The 20,816-nt window shown below is 63.1% G+C and carries 18 protein-coding genes and 1 tRNA gene; 7 read left to right on the forward strand and 12 right to left on the reverse strand.

What is annotated here, in order from left to right; translation table 11 throughout:
* Position 1: 1 nt before the first annotated feature.
* The 6 genes from acpS to rpoZ all read right to left on the reverse strand — a co-directional run bounded on the left by acpS (position 2) and on the right by rpoZ (position 4,889).
* A complete protein-coding gene (gene acpS / locus AC07Y0_RS11765) occupies positions 2–406 on the reverse strand; it encodes a holo-ACP synthase (RefSeq protein ID WP_498677408.1) in 405 nt (134 codons plus the stop codon).
* Positions 407–438: 32 nt separating this feature from the next.
* On the reverse strand, positions 439–1,017 hold the full coding sequence (locus tag AC07Y0_RS11770; protein WP_498677409.1) for a DUF2062 domain-containing protein: 579 nt from the start codon (positions 1,015–1,017) through the stop codon (positions 439–441).
* Between the two features lie 131 nt (positions 1,018–1,148).
* Entirely contained in the window at positions 1,149–1,301 is a 153-nt protein-coding gene (locus AC07Y0_RS11775; protein ID WP_498677411.1) for a DUF3563 family protein, read from the reverse strand.
* A gap of 156 nt (positions 1,302–1,457) precedes the next feature.
* Positions 1,458–2,030 carry a hypothetical protein gene (locus AC07Y0_RS11780; RefSeq protein ID WP_498677414.1) on the reverse strand — a complete coding sequence of 191 codons (573 nt, stop codon included), beginning with the start codon at positions 2,028–2,030 and terminating at the stop codon, positions 1,458–1,460.
* 140 nt (positions 2,031–2,170) lie between these two features.
* The gene (locus AC07Y0_RS11785; RefSeq protein WP_498677415.1) at positions 2,171–4,393 is read right to left on the reverse strand and encodes a RelA/SpoT family protein; all 2,223 of its coding nucleotides are present in this window, start codon (positions 4,391–4,393) and stop codon (positions 2,171–2,173) included.
* A 94-nt stretch (positions 4,394–4,487) separates the two neighbouring features.
* Positions 4,488–4,889, reverse strand: a complete 402-nt coding sequence (rpoZ, locus tag AC07Y0_RS11790; protein ID WP_454745289.1) for a DNA-directed RNA polymerase subunit omega — start codon at positions 4,887–4,889, stop codon at positions 4,488–4,490.
* Between the two features lie 298 nt (positions 4,890–5,187).
* On the opposite strand from rpoZ, the gene AC07Y0_RS11795 reads away from it, so the two are divergent.
* Together AC07Y0_RS11795 and AC07Y0_RS11800 are read left to right on the forward strand one after the other, a co-directional pair.
* Positions 5,188–5,769 (forward strand): LabA-like NYN domain-containing protein, encoded by a 582-nt coding sequence (locus AC07Y0_RS11795; protein ID WP_498677418.1) that lies wholly within the window; start codon positions 5,188–5,190, stop codon positions 5,767–5,769.
* A gap of 366 nt (positions 5,770–6,135) precedes the next feature.
* Positions 6,136–7,650, forward strand: a complete 1,515-nt coding sequence (locus AC07Y0_RS11800) for a methyl-accepting chemotaxis protein (RefSeq protein WP_498677420.1) — start codon at positions 6,136–6,138, stop codon at positions 7,648–7,650.
* A 73-nt stretch (positions 7,651–7,723) separates the two neighbouring features.
* Here the strand turns inward: AC07Y0_RS11800 and AC07Y0_RS11805 are convergent, their stop codons facing one another.
* The 3 genes from AC07Y0_RS11805 to dapA all read right to left on the reverse strand — a co-directional run bounded on the left by AC07Y0_RS11805 (position 7,724) and on the right by dapA (position 9,657).
* On the reverse strand, positions 7,724–8,140 hold the full coding sequence (locus AC07Y0_RS11805) for a DUF3830 family protein (protein ID WP_498677422.1): 417 nt from the start codon (positions 8,138–8,140) through the stop codon (positions 7,724–7,726).
* Positions 8,141–8,142: 2 nt separating this feature from the next.
* Positions 8,143–8,622, reverse strand: coding sequence for an SsrA-binding protein SmpB (smpB, locus tag AC07Y0_RS11810; protein ID WP_454745286.1), 480 nt, complete (start codon positions 8,620–8,622; stop codon positions 8,143–8,145).
* 150 nt (positions 8,623–8,772) lie between these two features.
* Positions 8,773–9,657 carry a 4-hydroxy-tetrahydrodipicolinate synthase gene (dapA, locus tag AC07Y0_RS11815; protein WP_454745285.1) on the reverse strand — a complete coding sequence of 295 codons (885 nt, stop codon included), beginning with the start codon at positions 9,655–9,657 and terminating at the stop codon, positions 8,773–8,775.
* 222 nt (positions 9,658–9,879) lie between these two features.
* Between dapA and AC07Y0_RS11820 the strand changes: the two genes are divergently transcribed.
* Positions 9,880–11,946, forward strand: coding sequence for a lytic transglycosylase domain-containing protein (locus AC07Y0_RS11820; RefSeq protein ID WP_498677426.1), 2,067 nt, complete (start codon positions 9,880–9,882; stop codon positions 11,944–11,946).
* Positions 11,947–12,024: 78 nt separating this feature from the next.
* On the forward strand, positions 12,025–12,909 hold the full coding sequence (locus AC07Y0_RS11825) for an alpha/beta fold hydrolase (RefSeq protein ID WP_498677429.1): 885 nt from the start codon (positions 12,025–12,027) through the stop codon (positions 12,907–12,909).
* Positions 12,910–13,061: 152 nt separating this feature from the next.
* On the opposite strand, the gene AC07Y0_RS11830 is transcribed toward AC07Y0_RS11825, so the two are convergent.
* Positions 13,062–14,057 (reverse strand): porin, encoded by a 996-nt coding sequence (locus AC07Y0_RS11830; protein ID WP_498677431.1) that lies wholly within the window; start codon positions 14,055–14,057, stop codon positions 13,062–13,064.
* A gap of 217 nt (positions 14,058–14,274) precedes the next feature.
* Positions 14,275–14,365 (reverse strand) — tRNA-Ser (locus AC07Y0_RS11835).
* Positions 14,366–15,014: 649 nt separating this feature from the next.
* Here AC07Y0_RS11835 and AC07Y0_RS11840 point away from each other — a divergent pair.
* From AC07Y0_RS11840 to AC07Y0_RS11850, 3 genes are all read left to right on the forward strand, one after another.
* Positions 15,015–16,049 (forward strand): porin, encoded by a 1,035-nt coding sequence (locus AC07Y0_RS11840; protein ID WP_498677433.1) that lies wholly within the window; start codon positions 15,015–15,017, stop codon positions 16,047–16,049.
* A 281-nt stretch (positions 16,050–16,330) separates the two neighbouring features.
* Positions 16,331–17,260: a tyrosine-type recombinase/integrase gene (locus AC07Y0_RS11845; protein ID WP_498680222.1), complete on the forward strand. Its 930-nt coding sequence runs from the start codon at positions 16,331–16,333 to the stop codon at positions 17,258–17,260.
* A gap of 484 nt (positions 17,261–17,744) precedes the next feature.
* Positions 17,745–19,583, forward strand: a complete 1,839-nt coding sequence (locus tag AC07Y0_RS11850) for a methyl-accepting chemotaxis protein (RefSeq protein ID WP_498677435.1) — start codon at positions 17,745–17,747, stop codon at positions 19,581–19,583.
* Positions 19,584–19,596: 13 nt separating this feature from the next.
* Here AC07Y0_RS11850 and AC07Y0_RS11855 read toward each other — a convergent pair whose 3' ends face one another.
* Positions 19,597–20,814 (reverse strand): NAD(P)/FAD-dependent oxidoreductase, encoded by a 1,218-nt coding sequence (locus AC07Y0_RS11855; protein WP_498677438.1) that lies wholly within the window; start codon positions 20,812–20,814, stop codon positions 19,597–19,599.
* Positions 20,815–20,816 lie beyond the last annotated feature (2 nt).

Consider the following 20,816-nt stretch of genomic DNA (forward strand, 5'->3'; position numbering starts at 1 on the left):
ATCAGCCGCCCAAAGGACGCGCTTCGATGATGACGAAGGCCTGGGCCAGCGGATAGTCGTCGGTGATGGTCAGATGCACCAGCGGCTCGTGACCCGCCGGCATCATGCGCTGCAGGATCTCCGCGGCCCCGCCGGTCAGCTGCATGGTGGGCTTGCCGCTTGGTGCATTGACCACGCCCATGTCCTTCCAGAACACGCCCTGAGCCATGCCGGTGCCGAGCGCCTTCGACATCGCCTCCTTGGCGGCGAAGCGCTTGGCATAGGATTCGGCGCGGTTCTTGCGGCCGTCGGAGCGGGCGCGCTCGATATCGGTGAAGCAGCGCTGGGTGAAGCGCTCGCCGAAACGCTCGAGCGACTGCTCGATGCGGCGAATGTCGATGAGGTCGCTGCCAATGCCGATGATCATGGGCTTTTCCGCTTCACCTGGTTTTCGAGAGGTCAGATGCCCGCGCCGGCCTGGACCGGCCGGTTCCTCGCCGCTTCGGCAAGGCGCAGGCGCCGCCGCCGGCGAAAGCCGCGCACGACATAAAAGGTCAGGCCATAGACGACCACGCCGCTGAGCAGGGCGGGCGGGACGGCTCCAACCAGCATGGGCTCGATCACCGGACCCCAGAGGTCGGCCCATCCGAAATTGCTGAAGAGATGGTGGAGGTCCAGGTGATGGCCGATCGTCGGATCGCCTTCCCCGAGCATCCAGGTGCCGATCTTCCAAGTGGCGGCCCAGATGAAGGGAAAGGTCAGCGGATTGCCGAAGGTCGTCGCCAGCGCGGCGGCGATCAGATCGCCGGCGACTAGGTATGACAGCAGGACGGAGACGATGAGATGCAGGCCGATGAAGGGCGTCCAGGAGGACGCGATGCCGGCCGCGACACCTGCTGCCACGGCATGCGGCGAGGCACTGAGCCGCATGACCCGCATGCGGAAATAGTGGAACGGGCGCATGAAGCCCTTGGCCGGCCACAGCAGGCTGCGCAGCTTGTCGGCAATTCCAGCGGGTTTGCGGCGGCGAAACGACATGGGTCACATGTAGGGGATGAGGCCCCATACAGACAAGGGCGGCGGGAGCGAATTGCCCTGCCCCGCGGCCTTTGCCGCAGCTGGGCGCGCGGTTATGTCACGCGCGCCTCCGGTCAGTCGTCGTCGGCTTCTTAGAAGCCGCTGCGGAACAGGCCGCGTTCGATTTCGCGCTGGCGAAATTCGAGGTCGACCATGTCACGGGCACCGTTGAGGTAAGCCATTTCACGTTCGGTCGAAGTGGGAACGCGAAGGGCCTTGGCAATCTTGCGAAGGGGCTTGAACATTTTCTCTGTCCTCTTTCTTTCTCTCTTATGTGAGCTGAATATAATTGTGCGGCGCACAAACCACCAGATCTGAAAGAGGATCGCAGGCATGCGGCATTTGCATGGCGCCCTAAGGAAGGCTTAAGATTGCGCAAACCATGTTAACGCTCGGCGGCGCTACCGGCCGGCGGCTTTCAACAGGCGCGGGCGGATCTCGTCGTCCCAGATCAGGCCCCGGCAATCGCCGATGTCCACCCGATCCAGGCGGAAACGCTTGTCATCCGGGCCGAAGCCCGGGCGGCTTATTCCGTCCGTCCCGTCGCAAAGGCCGGGCTCTCCTGGCATGTCGACGAGGATCGAACCGCCATCCGCGCTCTTCAGGCTGAATTCCCCGCCGTCGCACTCGATGCCGCAGGCAAGAACGCCGTCGGCGGCCGTCCGGCATTCGCCGGAAAACTCGACGGGCAAGCCGCCGTCACGGAAACGCGCTTCGAAATTGAGGATGCTGGCGTCGGCGCCTGCCCAATCCGGGCGATAGGCGAGCATGGCCATGTCCTTGACGTTCTGATCCGGGTGGGTTCGCAGATGGGGCGCATCATAGTGGCGGGCATAGCAGGCCCAACCGAGCTCCCGCTCCTTCAGCGCGCGCCCGTAGAGGACGCGCTGCTCGCGCTCACCGGCCATCGAAGGCATGGCACCGAGCAATCCGGGCAGCGTGAGCAGGAGTGCGCAAATCCGTGATTTCACCATGACGACCAGCTCCCCCACAAGGCGATCCGCGCGGCGGGCTCCCCTCGCCGGGCTCCTGCCACACTGCCTCATCCCAGCCCGGCGATCAATCACCTGGGGTGGCGACAGTGCCGGGCCGCCGCGCCTTGGCCCGTCGCCCGTCAGTCGTAAACGCGCCTGACGGTCGAGATGCAGTCCAGTTCCTTGACCTCGACCAGAAGCTGGTTCAGCTGGCGCAGGTCCCAGACCTCGATGTCGATCGCCATCTCGGTGAAATCGGTGGCGACACGCACCATCGACAGCGTGCGGATGTTGATGTCGAGGCGGGCGATCGTCTGGGCGACGGTGGCCAGTGTGCCGGGCTCGTTGATCGCGTTGATCATGATGCGCGCCATGAAGCGTGACTTGTTGGCCTCGTCGAGGTCCCAGCGCACGTCGATCCAGCGCTCCGGCTCGTCGTCGAACTTCTGCAGGGCGGATGCCTGGATGGGATAGATGGTGATCCCCTTGCCATCCTCCATGATACCGACGATGCGATCGCCGGGCACGGCGCCCGCCGGAGAGAAATGCACCTCGGCATTGCCGCCGAGGCCCCGGATCGGCATGCGATCCTCGGCCGCTGCCGCCTCGCCTTCGCCCGGACGCGCCTTGCCGGGGATCTTGAAGACCATGCCGTTGGCGCTGTTCATCGCGAACCAGCCCTCGTCGGTCGAGGGCTTCACGGTGACGCGTTCGTCCTGGTAGTCGGGATAGACGGCGCGCAGCACGTCGATCGAAGACAGTTCGCCACGGCCGACGGCGGCGATCGCATCTTCGACATCGCGCTGGCCGAGACGGTGAAGGACCGGGCGCAGGGTGTCGCGCGAGAAGATCTTGCCGGCCCGCTCGAAGGTGCGCTCCAGAATGCGGTGGCCGAGGCCGGCATACTGCTTGCGGATCGCCATGCGGGTGGCCCGGCGGATGGCGGCGCGCGCCTTGCCGGTGACGACGATCTGCTCCCAGGCGGCCGGCGGGACCTGCACGCCGGAGCGGATGATCTCCACCTCGTCGCCGTTCGACAGGCGGGTGACGAGCGGCATGATCGAGCCGTTGATCTTGGCGCCGACCGTCGTGTCGCCGATATTGGTGTGCACCGCATAGGCGAAATCGATCGGGGTGGCCCCGCGCGGCAGCGCGATCAGCTTGCCCTTCGGCGTGAAGCAGAAGACCTGGTCCTGGAAAAGCTCGAGCTTGGTGTGCTCGAGGAACTCTTCCGGATTGTCGCCTTCGGCCAGCGCCTCGATGGTGTGGCGCAGCCAGGAATAGGCATTGCTTTCGCGCGACAGAAGCTCGCCGTCGCCACCGCCCTCGCCATCCTTGTAGAGCGCATGGGCGGCAATGCCGTATTCGGCGATCTCGTGCATGCGCCGCGTGCGGATCTGCAGCTCGATGCGCTGGCGCGACGGGCCGACGATGGTGGTGTGGATGGAGCGATAATCGTTCTGCTTCGGCGTCGAGATATAGTCCTTGAACCTGCCCGGCACGACGCGCCAGCGGGTATGCACGATGCCGAGAGCGCGGTAGCAGGACGGCAGGTCGTCGACGATGATGCGGAAGCCGTAGACGTCGGACAGCTGTTCGAAGGACAAGGACTTCGACTGCATCTTGCGAAACACCGAATAGGGTTGCTTCTGGCGCCCCTTCACCGACGTGTTGATCAGGCCGTTGGCGACCAGCAGTTCGCGCAGCTCGTCCTCGATCTTCTTGATCAGGCCTTCGTTGCGCTGCGACAGCTCGGCGAGCCGCCGGGTCACGGTCTCGTAGGCTTCCGGATTGATGTAGCGGAAGGACAGGTCCTCCAGCTCGTCGCGCATGTCCTGCATACCCATGCGGCCGGCGAGCGGCGCATAGATTTCCATCGTCTCCTCGGAGATGCGGGCGCGCTTGTCGTCGCGCATGTGCTCGAGCGTGCGCATGTTGTGCAGGCGGTCGGCAAGCTTGACGAGAAGCACGCGCACGTCGTCGGAGATCGCCAGCAACAGCTTGCGCAGGTTCTCCGCCTGCTTGGCCTTCTTGGTGACGAGATCGAGCTTCTTGAGCTTGGTCAGGCCTTCGACGAGTCGTCCGATGTCCTCGCCGAACAGCTCGTCGATCTCGGCGCGGGTCGCGTTGGTATCCTCGATCGTGTCATGCAGCAGAGCGACGGCGATGGTCGACTCGTCGAGATGCATTTCGGTGAGAATGGCGGCAACTTCGAGCGGATGGGAGATATAGGGATCGCCGCTGGCGCGCTTCTGCTTGCCATGCTTCTGCATGGCATAGACATAGGCTTTGTTGAGCAGAGCTTCGTTGGCATCGGGCTTGTATTTCTGAACCCGCTCAACGAGCTCGTATTGCCGCATCATGCCAAGGCGCTCCATAAACGAAAAGCGCGCCAATCGACAGGGATTGGCGCACGAAACCGAATTTCCGAGACTCTAGAGCCCGATTACTTGACGATTAGTAATCGTCGCTCTTTTCCGGCGGAACCAGGCCTTCGATGCCGGCCAGAAGATCTTCTTCCGACATCTGGTCGAAGCTGACGGTTTCCGGCAGTTCGTCCTCGTCCTCGTTCTTGGCTGCGACAGTGCCGCCGCTGATCAGCGCGCCGGTATCCTGTTCCGGCTCGTCGACCTCGACATGCTTCTGCAGCGAATGGATCAGGTCTTCCTTCAGGTCGCCGGGCGAGAGCGTTTCGTCGGCAATCTCGCGCAGGGCCACGACCGGGTTCTTGTCCTTGTCGCGATCGACAGTGATCGGCGCGCCCTGCGAAATCTGGCGTGCACGGTGGCTGGCGAGCAGAACGAGCTCGAATCGGTTGTCTACTTTGTCGATGCAGTCTTCAACGGTGACACGGGCCATTGCCTGTCCTTTGCGCTCGGGAATTTAAGGATTTAGCAGCCCGATACAATCAATGGAAGGCAAATTCAAGTTTTTCGTCACCGGGCGCCGCCCCGCATACGGAGCGCCGGTCAAAAAATGCATGCGCGCCGCGCCAATTTCAACCTATACGTGCTTGGAATATCAGATTCCCTGCCCTAGATAATTCTTATATGAATATTTCATAATTTAAGTGGAGTATTCATGAGTGAAAAGGCAAGGTTTTGTTTTGATTGTCTTTTATCACTATCTCCTATTCCCAACAAAGGATATTAGAACGATGTTTGATCCCCGGGAAAAAATAGCACTCTTCATCGACGGCGCGAATCTCTACGCTGCCTCCAAGAGCCTAGGCTTCGACATCGACTATCGGAAATTGCTGAAAGCGTTCCAGAAGCGCGGCTATCTTCTGCGCGCCTATTATTACACCGCCCTGATCGAGGACCAGGAATACTCCTCCATCCGCCCGCTGATCGACTGGCTCGACTATAACGGCTACAAGGTCGTCACCAAGCCGGCGAAGGAGTTCATCGACTCGATGGGCCGCCGCAAGGTCAAGGGCAATATGGACATCGAACTGGCCATCGATGCCATGGAACAGTCCGAGACGGTCGATCACCTGGTGATCTTCTCCGGCGACGGCGACTTCACCACCCTGGTCGAAGCGCTGCAGCGCAAGGGCCGCAAGGTATCCGTCGTTTCCACCATGGCAACCCAGCCACCCATGATCGCCGACGACCTGCGCCGGCAGTCGGACCATTTCATCGACCTGATCTCGCTCAAGGCGGAAATCGGCCGCGATCCGAGCGAGCGCCCCATGCGCCAGGTCGAGCCCGCGCCCGCCAACGACATGGGCGAATGATCTGTCGAAACGCCGAACCGGCCGCCAACACCTGAAGATTGGCAGGTCCCACGCCACATCGGGGCCGAAGGACTGAGCAGAACCGCCGGCGAAAAATCCGAAACCCGTTGTAAATCCATAGTTTTTCACCGCGGACGACGGAAACCCCTGCTGTCTCGACGCTGTTCGCGATCTGGTGGCCGCCTGCGGCCCGTGCGTCAGATCCCTGCAGATCTTACTATTATCATTCTCTTCATCAATTTACGTCTAATACTTCATTCTTCGTTAATCGCGTCCGCGATGGTCACCTCAATGGCAGTTTACACGCATGCCGGGGCGGCATATCTGCACGACAGCTCTACGCAAAAATTTTTATGGGTCATAGCAATGTCTGGTTCTCAACGCTCCGTCTCCCATCTCAACGATCGTCTTCATTTCCTCGGTCTTAATGCCGAAGAGCGCACGCGCCTTGGCAGCCTCCAGCCTCTGATCAAGACGGCCATCGGCCCGGCGCTCGACGATTTCTACGCGCGCGCCAAGTCACACCCCGAAACGGCGCGCTTCTTCGCCAACGACGCGCATATCGCCCATGCCAAGCAGAAGCAGGAGGCCCACTGGTCGCTGATCAGTTCAGGCAAGCTGGACAATCACTATGTGGAAGCCGTCTCGACTATCGGCCGCACCCACGCCCGCCTCGGCCTCGAGCCGCGCTGGTATATCGGCGGCTACGCACTGGTTCTCGAAGGGATCATGGAGGGGGTGATCGCCGACGAAATGCGGGGCTTCATGCAGGGACGCAAGGCCAAGCGCCTGGCGCAGAACCTGACCACCATCATGAAGGCCGCCATGCTGGACATGGACTATTCGATCACCGTCTATCTCGACGCGCTGGCGGAGGAACGGGTGCGGGCGGAGGAGGAACGTCATCGGCTGGAGCACGAGCAGGAAGTGGCGCTAGAAGCCCTCGACGTAGCCCTTGGCCGGATGTGCAGCGGCGACCTGACGGCGACGATCGACAAGGACCTCGCACCGAAGTTCGACAAGCTGCGCAACAATTTCAATTCGGCGGTCAACGCGCTCGCAGCAGCCTTCTCGGACATCTATGCCGAGGCATCGCGCGCGGCATCCAATACCCGCGAACTGACGTCGGCGACCGACGAGATGGCCAAGCGCACGGAACAGCAGGCCGCCGCCCTTGAAGAAACGGCCGCCGCCCTCGAGCAGATCACCACGGTCGCAAGACAGACGGCGCTGCGCACCCAGGAAGCACGCGAAGCGGTCGTCGCTTCCGCCGACGAAGCAGTCCGTTCCGGCAAGGTCGTCGATCAGGCGGTCGAAGCCATGGGCGACATCGAGGCGTCGTCGAAGAAGATCACCCACATCATCAGCGTGATCGACGAAATCTCCTTCCAGACCAATCTGCTGGCGCTCAATGCCGGCGTCGAAGCAGCGCGCGCCGGCGAAAGCGGACGCGGCTTTGCCGTGGTCGCCCAGGAGGTGCGCGAGCTTGCCCAGCGCTCTGCCGCTGCGGCCAAGGAGATCAAGACGCTGATCGACCGCGCGTCGCAGGATGTGGCGCGTGGCGTGTCGCTCGTTCACAAGACGGGCGAGGCGCTCAGCACGATCGGCCAGCAGGTGCACGCGATCAACGGCCATATCGCCGCGATCACCACCTCGTCGCAGGAGCAGTCGGCCGGCATCGGCGAAATCAATGCGGCGATCAACAGCATGGACCAGATGACCCAGCAGAATGCCGCCATGGTGGAGGAAACCAATGCCTCGACCCACGCGCTGCTGGAGGTGTCGCACCACCTGACGAACCTCGTCTCGCGCTTCACCGTGTCGAAGGAAATCACCATGCCGCGCCAATCGCAGGACTACCGCCAGCGCTACGCCGCCTGATCGGTGGCAATCGCTCGCGGCTGAGCGTTGCGTTTATGCGAAACAGACGGCCGCGCCGCAGGGGCGCGGTTCGTCAGACGGTTTCGAAACCAATCGGCTGGGCGCCCTGCCAGAGCACCATCCTGCCCATGGCCTCGAGATTCTCTCGTCCGTCGACGACCGTCAGGAAATGGTTTCCGGCCAGCGCGCCCATCTTGCTGGCGAAATGCGAACTGCCATAGGCGAAGAGAAGCTCGGTTTCGCTGTAACCGCCCGGATAGAGCAGGATGTCGCCGCGCGACGGGTGGCAGGTGTGGTTTTCGAACCCCGCGCCGAACTGGAAATCGCCGAGCGGCACCCAGACCGCCTCCCCGCTCCAGCGCGAATGGATCGTCTGATTGCGGAACGGCAGGAAGCTCTTGAAAATCCGGCAGGTCTCCGGCGCCTTTTCGATCTCGAAGCGCGCGGTGAAGACGAACGGTCCGACACTGACCTTGAGCAGTTCCGGCATGGTCAACCGCCGGTCTTGAGCAGTCGCGACTTCTGGCGGTTCCAGTCGCGTTCCTTCTCCGTCTCGCGCTTGTCGTGCAGCTTCTTGCCCTTGGCGAGCGCCAGCTCCAGCTTGGCGCGGCCCTTCTCGTTGAAATAGATCTTGAGCGGGACCAGCGTCATGCCCTCGCGATTGATCGCCTGGCGCAGCCGGTTGATCTCGCGCTTGTTGAGCAGGAGCTTGCGGCGGCGGCGCGGTTCGTGATTGAACCGGTTGGCCTGCAGATACTCCGGCAGATGGGAATTGATCAGCCAGATCTCGTTACCCTCGTCCGAGGCATAGGATTCGGCGATGTTCGCCTTGCCTTCGCGCAACGCCTTGACCTCGGTGCCGGTCAGGGCAAGACCGGCCTCGTAGGTGTCGATGATCTCGTAGTTGAAGCGGGCCTTGCGGTTTTCCGCGACAATCTTGTTGACGGTGCGCTGGCTGCCTCTGGGTGCCATGATGATGAATCCGATCCGCCCGGAATGCTTGTTGTTGGCCGGGCGGCGGGCATCCGTCCGGCTCTTGTCGTCGATATGTAATATAGCGGCCGCCACAAAAAAAGAAGCCGGGCAGAAACCGCCCGGCCTCGCTGATCCATGTGCGGCCGATCAGGCCAGGAGACCGGCGTGCTTCAGCGCCGCGTCGATCGCTGCCTCTGTCGAAGCTTCGAGCGTCGGCAGGAGCGGCAGGCGCACCGTGCGGCTCATGCGGCCGAGACGGTTCAGCGCATATTTCGCGCCGCAGAGACCCGGTTCCATGAAGATCGCCTTGTGCAGCGGCATCAGGCGGTCCTGGTAGCCGAGCGCCTTCTTGTAGTCGCCGGCCAGGGTCGCCGCCTGGAACTCGGCACAGAGCTTCGGCGCGACATTGGCGGTGACCGAGATGCAGCCGACGCCGCCATGGGCGTTGAAGCCGAGAGCGGTCGCATCCTCGCCCGAAAGCTGGATGAAGTCGTTGCCGCAGGTGATGCGCTGGTCCGAGACCCGCTCGAGCTTGCCGGTCGCATCCTTGACGCCGACAATGTTCTTGTGCGCCTTGGCGAGCAGACCCATGGTCTCGGGGCTCATGTCGACGACGGAACGGCCGGGGATATTGTAGATGAAGATCGGCAGCGCCACGGCTTCGGCGATCGCCGCGAAATGGGCGACAAGGCCCTTCTGCGTCGGCTTGTTATAATAGGGCGTGACGACGAGCAGCGCGGCGGCGCCGACCTTCTCGGCATGCTGGGCAAGCTCGATCGCCTCCTTGGTATTGTTGGATCCGGCGCCGGCGATCACGGGAACGCGTTTGTTCGCCACCTCGACGCACAGCTCGACCACGCGTTTGTGCTCTGCATGGGAGAGCGTCGGCGATTCACCGGTGGTGCCGACCGGCACCAGGCCGCTCGAACCCTCGGCGATCTGCCACTCCACATGGGCGGCAAAGGCTTTCTCGTCGACTGCACCGGTTTCGGTGAAGGGCGTGACGAGGGCGGGAATGGATCCCTGGAACATGCAACAAAACTCCTCAGGGCCGGCATCCATGCTTCGGCCGTATTCCTTGGCTACAACGCGCGCACAATACTTTGCCGACAGGGGCGCGACAAGCCGAGTGTCCGGGCTTTTGTGTCGGTTTCCCGTCCCTTCGGGGGACGCATTTTTGCCTTCCCGGTAAGGTTTCGTTAATCTCGCGAATGGCTAATGGAGGGTATACGCATTTTCCGGCGGGCAAACGAGATGAGGACATCCATTCTCCGCGCATCGGCCTTCGGGTTGACCCTCGCGACACTGCTGGGCGCCGCGGCGAGCGCGGCGCCGGATGTCGCACCCGTTCCCACCCTCAAACCGCAAATGCCCTCGGTCGCCGCGGCCTCGCCTCCCTCTCCGGAAGTGACCGGCGCCATTCCGCGCACCGCCCGCATCAACCCCGCAGGTCCGCTGCTCAAGGCGGGCCTCGACGCGCTGTCCGACAAGAAGGCCGCCGAGGCGCTGGCCATCCGCAACCGCATGCCCGACGGGCTCGACCGCCACATGCTGACCTGGTCGATCGCGGTGTCGGGCATGCGCGACATCCCCTCGTCGGAAATCGCCAGTGCCCAGCGCGAACTCAAGGGCTGGCCGGGGCTTTCCGCCTTCCGCGCCAATAGCGAGCGGGCGCTCTACCGCGAGAACCCGGCCGCCGCCGACATCATCGCCGCCTTCGGCCAGACCGCGCCCGAGACCGCCGAGGGCGCGATCATCCTCGCCCGCGCGCTGAGCGCCACCGGCGACAGGGAGCGCGCCGCCAAGGTGCTGCGCAAGCTGTGGCGCGAAGACGCGCTCGACACCGGCATGGAGGACCGCATCCTCAAGGAGTTTTCCGGCCTGCTCTCGGCCGGCGACCACAAGGCCCGCATGGACTACCTGCTCTATCGCGGCCGCGCGGCGCAGGCGAAACGCTTCTCGTCGCTCGGCGAAGCGCAATCGCTCTACAAGGCCTGGGCGGCAGTGCTGGCCAAGTCGTCCAAATCGGCGGCCCTGCTTTCCGCCGTCGATCCGCGCTGGCAGTCCGATCCCGCTTTTCTCTTCGCCCGCATCGAGCACCTGCGCCGGCAGGACAAGTATGAAGAGGCGGCGAGGCTGATCGCCAAGGCGCCGAACGATCCGGTCAAACTGGTCAATACCGGGGAATGGTGGAACGAACAGCGCATCGTCGCGCGGGGCCTCGCAGACCAGGGCAAGTTCAAGGCCGCCTATCAGGTCGCCGCCCGGCATTTCGCCGCCAGTCCCGTCGATGTGGCGGATGCCGAATTCCACGCCGGCTGGTACGCGCTGCGAGGGCTCAAGGACGCCGACATGGCGGCCGGCCATTTCCGCAAGATCCTGCAGGTGTCCGACAAGCCGCTTTCGGCATCGCGCGCCTGGTATTGGTTGGGCCGCGCCGCGGAGGCGAGCGGCGACGGCATGGCGCCGGAATATTTCACCAAGGCGTCGCGCTTCACCAGCACCTTTTACGGCCAGCTTGCCGCCGCCCGGCTCAAGCGGAACGGGCTCGAAATCCCCTACCCCGCGCCGAGCGAACAGGATCGCCAGAGCTTTGCCATGCGCGAGGCCGTGCAGGCCATCGCACGCTTCGAGGCGGCCGGACACGGCTGGCGGGCGGGGAGCCTGTACCGGGCGCTCGCCGAACAGCTCGACCGGCCGGGCGAACTGGCACTGCTGACGGCCAAGGCGGAACAGTCCGGCGACCACCATCTGTCGCTGCAGATCGGCAAGATCGCCTTTTCCCGCGGCATCAACGTGCCGGCGCTTGCCTTCCCGATCGGGGTGATCCCCGCCAATGCCAATATCGCCGGCTCGGGCAAGGCGCTGGCCTATGCGATCGCCCGCCAGGAAAGCGCCTTCAACCCGGCCGCGGTTTCGCCTGCCGATGCGCGCGGACTGCTGCAGCTCATGCCGGGCACGGCCAAGGCCGTCGCCGTTCGCCATGGCCTCGCCTTCTCCAAGGAGAAGCTGACGACCGACGCCGGCTACAATGCGACGCTCGGCGCGCATTATCTCGGCGAACAGATCGACGACTTCGGCGGATCCTACATCCTGACTTTCATCGCCTACAATGCGGGGCCGAAGCGCGTACCGGAATGGATCACCCGCTATGGCGACCCGCGCGGCAAGCCGATCGACGAGGTGGTCGACTGGATCGAGCGCATCCCCTTCCCGGAGACCCGCAACTATGTCCAGCGCGTCACGGAAAACTACCAGATCTACAAGAGCCGGCTCGGCCAGAAGGCGGACATCGTCGCCGATCTGCGTTTCGGGCGGTGAGGTTGTGGGCGGCTCCGACTTTGGCGCCGCTGAAAAACAGGCTACATCTACCCTCCGGGATGCAAACAGGAGACGGGGATGTCAGCGAACTATCATCAAGGCTTCAGCGGTCGCTCCATTGAGACAGCTGACGGCCTCTCGCTTCACGTTCGCGTCTACGGCGAACACCTGCCCGGACGGCCGGTCGTCTGCCTGCCCGGCCTGACGCGCAATTCGCGCGACTTTCACCAGCTTGCACTGATCCTGTCCCAGTCAGCTCATCCATCGAAGGTGGTGACCATCGATTCGCGCGGCCGGGGACTGTCGGATCGCGACCCCGACAAGAGCCGTTACGCGCTCGCGGTCGAAGCGCTGGACGTCATCGCCGTCCTCGATGCGCTGGCAATCGACCGCGCTGCCTTCATCGGCACGTCGCGCGGCGGGCTGATCCTGTATCTGCTGGCCGTCAGCCATCCCGAACGCATTGCTGCGGTCGTGCTCAACGACATCGGACCGGTGATCGAGGTGGCGGGGCTGAAGCAGATCCAGGCCTATCTTGGACGGGAACGCCAGCCGGAGAACTTCGACGAAGCGGCGGCCATCCTCATGGAGGTTCACGGCCCCGCCTTTCCCGCGCTTGCACCGCAGGACTGGCGCGACATGGCCGACGCCATCTACCGCGAGATCGACGGCCGGATCGTGGCGGATTTCGATTCCGCGATCGCCGAGCAGTTCCGCGCCGCCGATCTCAGCCAGCCGCTCCCGGACCTGTGGAAGAATTTCGACGCCTTCGCCGGGATGCCATTGATGGCCGTCCGTGGTGAGACGTCCCGCCTGCTCTCGCCGGAGACGCTGGCGGAGATGGGAAGGCGGCGTCCGGGAATGGCGTCGGTGACGGTCGCGGGACAGGGACACGCGCCCATCCTGCATCTCGACGGCATTGCCGAGCGCATGCAGACCTTCCTCGCCGCCGTATCGATCTAGGCGCTTCGACCTTTCATTCTCACTGCGCATATCTGCACGCCGTGTGACCGCGGATTGGCGCCGGTCTTGGAACGGCAAGGTTTGCGCGGAGCCCACAACGGAAAAAGCCCGATCTTTCGATCGGGCTTTCCTTATAAGATCTGGAGATCTTATTAGAACGAACGCTGCAGGCGAACGAAACCGGTCCAGTTACCGTCGGTAACGTCGGTGTCTTCGTAACCAGCGTAGGTCTTGAATGCCAGGCCTTCGGCGATTGCGTAGTCGAGGGTCAGACCAGCTTCCCAGCCGTCGATACCGTCAACGTGAGCGATATCCCAGTGGTATTCAGCGCCGGGGGTCAGCTTCAGCTTGTCGGTCAGCTTTGCAGCGTACGAAGCCGAAACGGTCCACTCGGAGAAGTCGTAGTACTGGTTGTCGCCCGAGGAGTAGATACCAGCGACGCCGAGGGTACCCGGGCCGACTTCGGCTTCTACGATCAGACGAACAGCGCCTTCTTCGCGAGCGAAGTCATAGCCGCCGAGCAGAGCTGCGGTAGCAACACCGAAGGTGCCGGATACCTGGGCTTCTACGCCAACACCATCGTTCTCGCCAGCAGCCGAAGCCGACAGTTCGTCGATGAATACGCCAGCGGTGAAGGCGTCAGACGAGTACTCGTAACCGATCGAGTTGATCAGGTTCGAACCGAGGTTGTCGGTTTCGCCAGCGATGCCGTTGTCCCAGTAGTTGTAGAAGTAACCAACCTTGAAGCCGCCAACGGTGATGTAGGCTTCATCGAGAACGAAGCCGCTGTTGACGCCGTCTTCTTCACCCCAAGCCTGGAATGCGAAGAAAGAACCGATGGTGCCGACTTCCGAGTCGTTCTTGGCAGAGATTTCGAGGCGGCCGCGGGTGCGGGCGTCGAGGCCGAAGTCGTTGCCGTCAGCGTCGTCCTGAACGTTTTCCCAGTTCAGCTGTGCACGAACGTAGCCGCCGATCTTGAGGCAGGTTTCGGTGCCGGGGATGTAGAAGTAGCCGGTGCCGAAAGCGTCGCAAACGCGAACGTATTCCATCGGCTCGGGCTCAGCTGCAACGATAGCGTCGGCAGCCTGTGCGCCAGATACTACAGCGAGAGCTGCAGCGGAGCCGAGAAGAAGGCTCTTGATGTTCATATTGACCTCCAGTCAATTATGACTTTCAGTCACGTAAGGCGATCGATAAAAATACATAAAATCAATTGCATAGGGGATTTTTGCCGGCTGCTTGGTGCCCTGTCGGGCTACTACCCCTTTTTCAGGCCTGGCCGACGGCGGAAGCGAATGGCGAAACGCGCGGCAAATGATCCGCGCAGGCAGAGCAATTCTTTGGGGGGATCCGACAAGGGGAAAGTGGCGGAGAGGAAGGGATTCGAACCCTCGATACGCTTTTGACGTATACTCCCTTAGCAGGGGAGCGCCTTCGACCACTCGGCCACCTCTCCGGTCCGGCCTGATTATTTGCTTGGTTGGCCGAATGCAAGGCCTTTTCGCCGCCCGCCGCGTTTTCCACGGCCCGTTCCGGCATCTCTCTATATAAAGGTGCAGGCAGGCCGGCCGCTGCCAGTCGCCCAGGAAGCGGAACACCTTCAATGTGATTCTCCAGAATCTCACGAATCGTGGAGGTGGAAGGCGCTTCGGATTCGCAAATTTCCCGATAGCGGTGACCGAACTGGGCAAATCCGTTCGACTCCTCCGATCGGCATCGGACCGCGCATCCCTTGGGAACCGGCGGAAAACCCGCGAGTCAGCTGTGCCGTTTCGGGATAAAGTCCCATTCGTGAAGGGCCGCCTGGCCCCCGACGTGCCTGCTAAGTGCCTTTTTCCTAAGGGCTTTCTTAATAATGTGTAAACGCGCGGTGCGGTTCGGACCCCGGTTTGTGTCCTTTCAGCAACAGGGCTTTGGGAAGGGGTATGGGATTCCATGCTTTCGGTGGTTTGGTGATTGCATGACGGTCGGCGTTTTGTATTTTCAATTTCGGAAGCGAGGCGGTGGATCGTCCGTCTTCTGAAAAACCGACGGGGATGGGGCAGGGAATGCTGTCCTTCAGCCAAAGAACCCAGACCCATACGAAACTTGACTGGAGGTCAATAATGAACATCAAGAGCCTTCTTCTCGGCTCCGCTGCAGCTCTCGCTGTAGTATCTGGCGCACAGGCTGCCGACGCTATCGTTGCAGCTGAGCCCGAGCCGATGGAATACGTTCGCGTTTGCGACGCTTTCGGCACCGGCTACTTCTACATCCCCGGCACCGAAACCTGCCTCAAGATCAGCGGTTACGTTCGTGCCCAGCTCGACTGGCAGAACGTTCAGGACGACGCTGACGGCGAGGACTTCAGCCTGAACGCCCGTACCCGCGCCAAGCTGAATATCGAAGCCAAGAACGACTCCGAAATCGGCACGATCGGCTCCTACATCGCGCTCCGCACCTGGGCCGAAGAGGACTATGACGGCGGCTCCTTCGAGATCGACGAAGCCTACATCACCGCCGCCGGCTTCAAGGTCGGTTACATGTATAACTACTGGGACAACGACCTGTCCGGCGAAACCGACGACCTCGGCTCGAACCGCATCAACTCGATCGGTTACGAGTACTCGTCCGACGCATTCTCGGCAGGCGTCTTCGTCGACGAACTGAACGACAACTACACCGGTGGACTCGACGTCTACGGCGAGAACGACAGCGTGGGTGTCGAAGCCCAGGTTTCCGCCACTTTCGGCGCGATCACCGGCGAACTGCTCGGCTCGTACGACTTTGCAGCCGAAAACGGTGCCGTTCGCGCCAAGCTGCTTGCTGAAGTCGGCCCGGGAACCGTTGGCCTCGCAGCAATCTACTCTACCGGCGCAAACGCCTACTACGACGTATCCGAATGGACGGTCGCTGCCGAGTACGCCATCAAGCTGAACGACAAGTTCAGCCTGACCCCCGGCGCCCAGTACTGGTGGAACTACGGCCTCGTTTCGGCTGACGAGTTCGACGAAAGCAACGACGCCTGGAAGGCCGGTCTGACCCTCGACTACAAGATCGCGGAAGGCCTCACCACCAAGGTTTCGGTTCAGTACTTCGACGAAGATGCTGCCGATGACGGCGTTTGGGACGGCTTCGTCCGCCTCCAGCGCTCGTTCTAATCCGGGTCTGCCGGATTTCGAGATCGGGTTCGGCCTCAGGGCCGAACCTCACCGCCGACACGGGCTATTCCGAAGAGGCGTTTGCGTCAAAAATCTTGAGATATGGGCTTCGGCGGCGGCGTAGAGAGCTGTTGCCGAAATGCTACTCTTTATCCTGAATTCCGCATGTTCCCCCGCTGCGCGTAATTTCGACCTATATTTTTTATAAATCATAACTATCTTGAGGTCAGACGGGCGCCGAAGGCGCGCCCGATCGTTTATGAGGCATGTGCGTGAACCCAATGGAAGCCAATACTCTCCAGACGCTCGGCGGCAACGCCCAGATGCCGGTCTATTCGGTTCACTACCAGTACAACTCGACGAACAAGTTCGCCGAGGTGCGCGAGACATCGCTTCGCGCGCTCTTCGAAAAGTACGGCGACATCCTTTGGCTCAACGGCAGCCACAAATACAACGTCACCAACTTCATCGGGGAGTTGCACGACCTCTTGGATTTCCCCAGCTTCTCCACGTTCTCCCAGGAGATGCTGGACTCATTGATTGGCAAGTTGCGCAAGCGCGGTAACAGCAATGCCACCATCAATCGAAAGATGGCGGCCTTAAGCAAACTACTGCGAAAGGCGTATAAGATGGGTGACGTTTACAGCTTACCCGAATTCAAGCGACAGAAAGAGAACGCGGGACGCATCCGCTTTCTCGACCATGACGAGGAAAGCGTCCTGTTCTCCCAGATCCGCTCCCATTCGGATCTCTATTCGCGATTCTGCGTCTTCCTGGTGGATACCGGGGCCCGCCTTAGCGAGGGGCTCGACCTTCGCTGGGGCGATCTCACCGACACGAGGGCCACCTTCTGGGTGACCAAATCGGGCCGCAGCCGTTCCGTTCCGCTGACCCGCCGCGCGTCTCTGGCGATTGCCGCTTCGGATCGGCGCAAGCCGGGACCCTTTAGCGACATCGATCAGCAGCGCTTCCGCACCGCCTGGCATCAGGCCAAGGAAGTCGTCGGCCTCGGCGACGACAAGGACGTCGTGCCGCATATCCTGCGCCACACCTGCGCCTCCCGCCTCGTGCAGGGCGGAATTGACATTCGCCGTGTGCAGATGTGGCTCGGTCACCAGACCCTGTCTATGACCATGCGCTACGCCCATCTGGCGTCGCACGACCTCGAAATGTGCGTACCGATCCTGGAGCGCGCAAGCGCCGGCAGATGATGCCGGCGCAAGACCCCGCCAAGCGCTGCCGATAGACTTGCGGCTGTGATCTTGTCCGTTGCGCGTCGGAGCCCCGGTTCGGGGTCCGACGCGCTTTCGGCGTTTGCGGGATCGCTATCCGACGTCTGCCGGCAGCCGTGCCAGGACTTCGCCAGGCATCAGGCTTCCGTCCGGCAAGCCGCAAACGACGCGTCTTATGCTAAGCCCGCACGCCCAATCCCACTTGCAGGCCCGGCGATGATCCGGGTCGCCGGCAGCACCGACGACCTTCGCTCCGTCGTGAGCCGGCACCTTTTTCTCGGAATCATCTTTACCCCTCGCGAAACCGCACCACGCAGCGCGCCAAAAGGCGGCAAACCGCGACGAAAGGATTGGTAGGCCCGCGCGCCGCTTTCCGCTCTATCATGGGGACTGAAATCCGTGCGGCGGGCGCTTTGGTCCGGGAGGGATGGCTCGTCGCGCCGGTTTGTCACGGGGGAGTGGCATGAGGATCTTGAAGGGCCGAGGCGCAACGCGCCTTTCGGCGCTCGCACCGGCGATGGTGCTTGCGGGAGCATTCTTTCTCGGCGCTGTCTTGTGGGCATATGTGCCGCCGCTTGCCTATCGGCTGGGAATGCCGGTGCTCGCCGGACAGGCTGCAGCGGCCATGGCGATCCTGCTCGCCGCCGCCGCGATCGTGCAGCCGGCCAGGCGATTTGCCTTTGGCGGCGCGGCGTCACTGGACGGCATCGCCTCGACCCTGCTCGACACCGCCGCCCGGGCCACCGAGATGGAAATGCTGGCGCTCGCCCAGCACAGCCTCGACAACAACCTGCAGATCCTGCAGACGGAGCTTCGCCAGCGCGGCGATCCTCAGGTGCGCGAGGGCGCGCTCTATTATGGCGAGACGCGCATCAACGACGACATCGCCATCGTCGATGCCGTGCGCGAAAAGGCCGGCGGCACGGCCACCATCTTCCTCGGCGATCTGCGGATCGCCACGAATGTCACCAAGCCGGACGGCAGCCGGGCCGTCGGCACGCGCCTGACCGCCGAAACGGTGATCGAGACGGTGCTTCGCCAGGGCAAGGCCTTTCGCGGCGAGGCCGAGATCCTCGGCGAGGCCTATTATACGATCTACGAGCCGATCCTCAGCGACGGCCAGGTGGTCGGCATCCTCTATGTCGGCCTGCGCAAGGCCGAATTCGCCGCCCGCCACGGGGAAGGCGAAGGCGAGACAGGCGGCGCCGGCGGCGCCAGAGCGATCAGCCGGGCGCTCGCCGCGCTCGAGCGGTCGGCCAGGACGCAGGGCGAGATGGCGCGGGCGGCGATCGTCCAGCGCCAGGAGGCGGAGGATCTGCGCCGTCAGCACGAAGCGCGACGCCAGGCGCAGGCCGCCGAGCAGCGCCGCGTGGTGGAGGACCTTTCTGCCGCGCTCGAACAGCTGGCGCAGGGCGACCTCACCCGCCCGATCGCCACGCCCTTCCCGCCCGACTACGAATCGCTGCGGGTGAACTACAATGGCGCATTGAAACGCCTGCACGACGCCATCGCCGATATTTCCGGCGGCGTCAGCAGCCTGCGCGAGGGATCGAACAGCATCAGCAGCGCCGCCGACCAGCTCGCCCATCGCACCGAACAGCAGGCGGCCAGCCTCGAAGAGACCGCCGCCGCGCTCAACGAGATCACCGCGACGGTGCAGGCAACCTCGGCCGGCGCCAGCAAGGCCAGGGAAACGGTCAGGAACACCCATGCCGATGTGGAAGAGAGCGGCCGGACCATGAGCCAGGCGGTCACCGCGATGGAGCGCATCGAGGCGTCGGCCCGCCAGATGGAACAGATCATCAGCGTCATCGACGAGATCGCCTTCCAGACCAATCTGCTCGCCCTCAATGCCGGCGTCGAGGCGGCGCGGGCGGGCGAATCGGGACGCGGATTCGCCGTGGTGGCGCAGGAGGTGCGGGCGCTCGCCCAGCGTGCCGCCGACGCCGCCCGGGAGATCCGCCAGCTGATCTCCGGCTCGAGCGAGCAGGTGGCCCTGGGCGCAAGCCTCGTCAACCAGACGGGCGAGGCATTGAGCAAGGTGGTGGGCCAGGTCGGCGAGATCGCCCGGCTCATTTCCGAAATCGCCAGCTCGGCCGTCGAACAGGCCAACGGCCTGGAGGAGGTCAACGGCGCCGTCAACCAGATGGACCAGTTCACCCAGCAGAATGCCGTCATGGTCGAGGAGAGCAATGCCGCAAGCCATGCGATCCGCATGGAAGCCGATCGCCTGAGCAACAAGGTCTCGGTCTTCAAGGTCCAGGCGCAGCCCTCCTCCTCCAAGGATACGGCGGCCGCCTGATTGTCAACATTACCTAAGCCAGCAAGAGCTTCAACTCGCTGCCGGGGTCGGCGATGATCGCGGGGTCGGGGGTGCGGCCCATCTCCAGCAGCTTCTTGCCGGTCACATAGGCCTTGGCGTCGTTGATCGCATCGACGGCGATGAATTCGCCCTTGGCGAAGTACCAGATCGACAGGCTGCCCTCGCGCCCGCCGGGGCGCATCACGGTCTCGTCATAGCCGAGATTGAAGCCGGCGATCTGCAGCTTGACGTCGTACTGGTCGGACCAGAACCAGGGTTTTGGCCGATAGGGCTCGACGCCGCCGGCCATGGCGGCGGCGGCGGCTTCCGCCTGGTCGACGGCGTTCTGCACCGATTCGAGGCGGATCTTCTGGCCCTTCCAGTCGAAGACGGCGCAGTCGCCCATGGCATAGACCGACGGATCGGAGGTGAGGCCAAAGGCGTCGACGACGATGCCGCCGGCGGTCTCGATGCCGGCGCGCGCGGCCAGCCCGTCATTGGCATTGACGCCGATGCCGGCGATCACGATGTCGACGTCGATGCGGGATCCGTCCGACAGTTCGGCCGCGACGACCCGGTCATTTTCGCCGATCAGCCGGCCAAGCCCGGTCCTTTCGCGGATGACGACGCCGTGGCCGACGTGGATGGCGCGCATGGCGTCGGCGGTTTCCTTCGCCGCGACGCGGGCCAGAATGCGGTCGGCCATCTCGATCACGGTGACGTCCAGCCCGAGATGGCGGGCGACGGCCGCGGCCTCAAGGCCGATATAGCCGCCGCCGACGATCAGCAGACGCCGGCCCGGCTTCATCTCGACGGCCAGGCGGTCGGCATCGGCCTTGTCGCGCACGGTGTAGACGCCCTGAAGATTGCCGCCGATCGTCTCCGGCAGCCGTCGCGGCGTCGCACCGGTGGCGATCGCCAGCGTTTCATAGGGGATGGTCGATCCGTCGAACAGGCGCACCGTCTTTTCGGCGCGGTCGATGTCCTCGACGGGGGTCGACAGGCGAATCTCCACGTCGTTTTCGCCGTACCAGGATTCGGGGCGGAACAGCAGGCGATCGAAGCTCATCTCGCCGAGCAGGTATTTCTTCGACAGCGGCGGACGCTGGTAGGGAAGGCAATCTTCTGCACCGAGAATGGTGATCGGCCGGGTGTCCTTCAGGCCGCGCAGTTTTGCTGCCAGTGCAAAGGCCGCCTGCCCTGCCCCGATGATGACCAGTCTGCCTGTCACGT

The organism is Allorhizobium sp. GW101-3B10 (genome assembly GCF_059424725.1).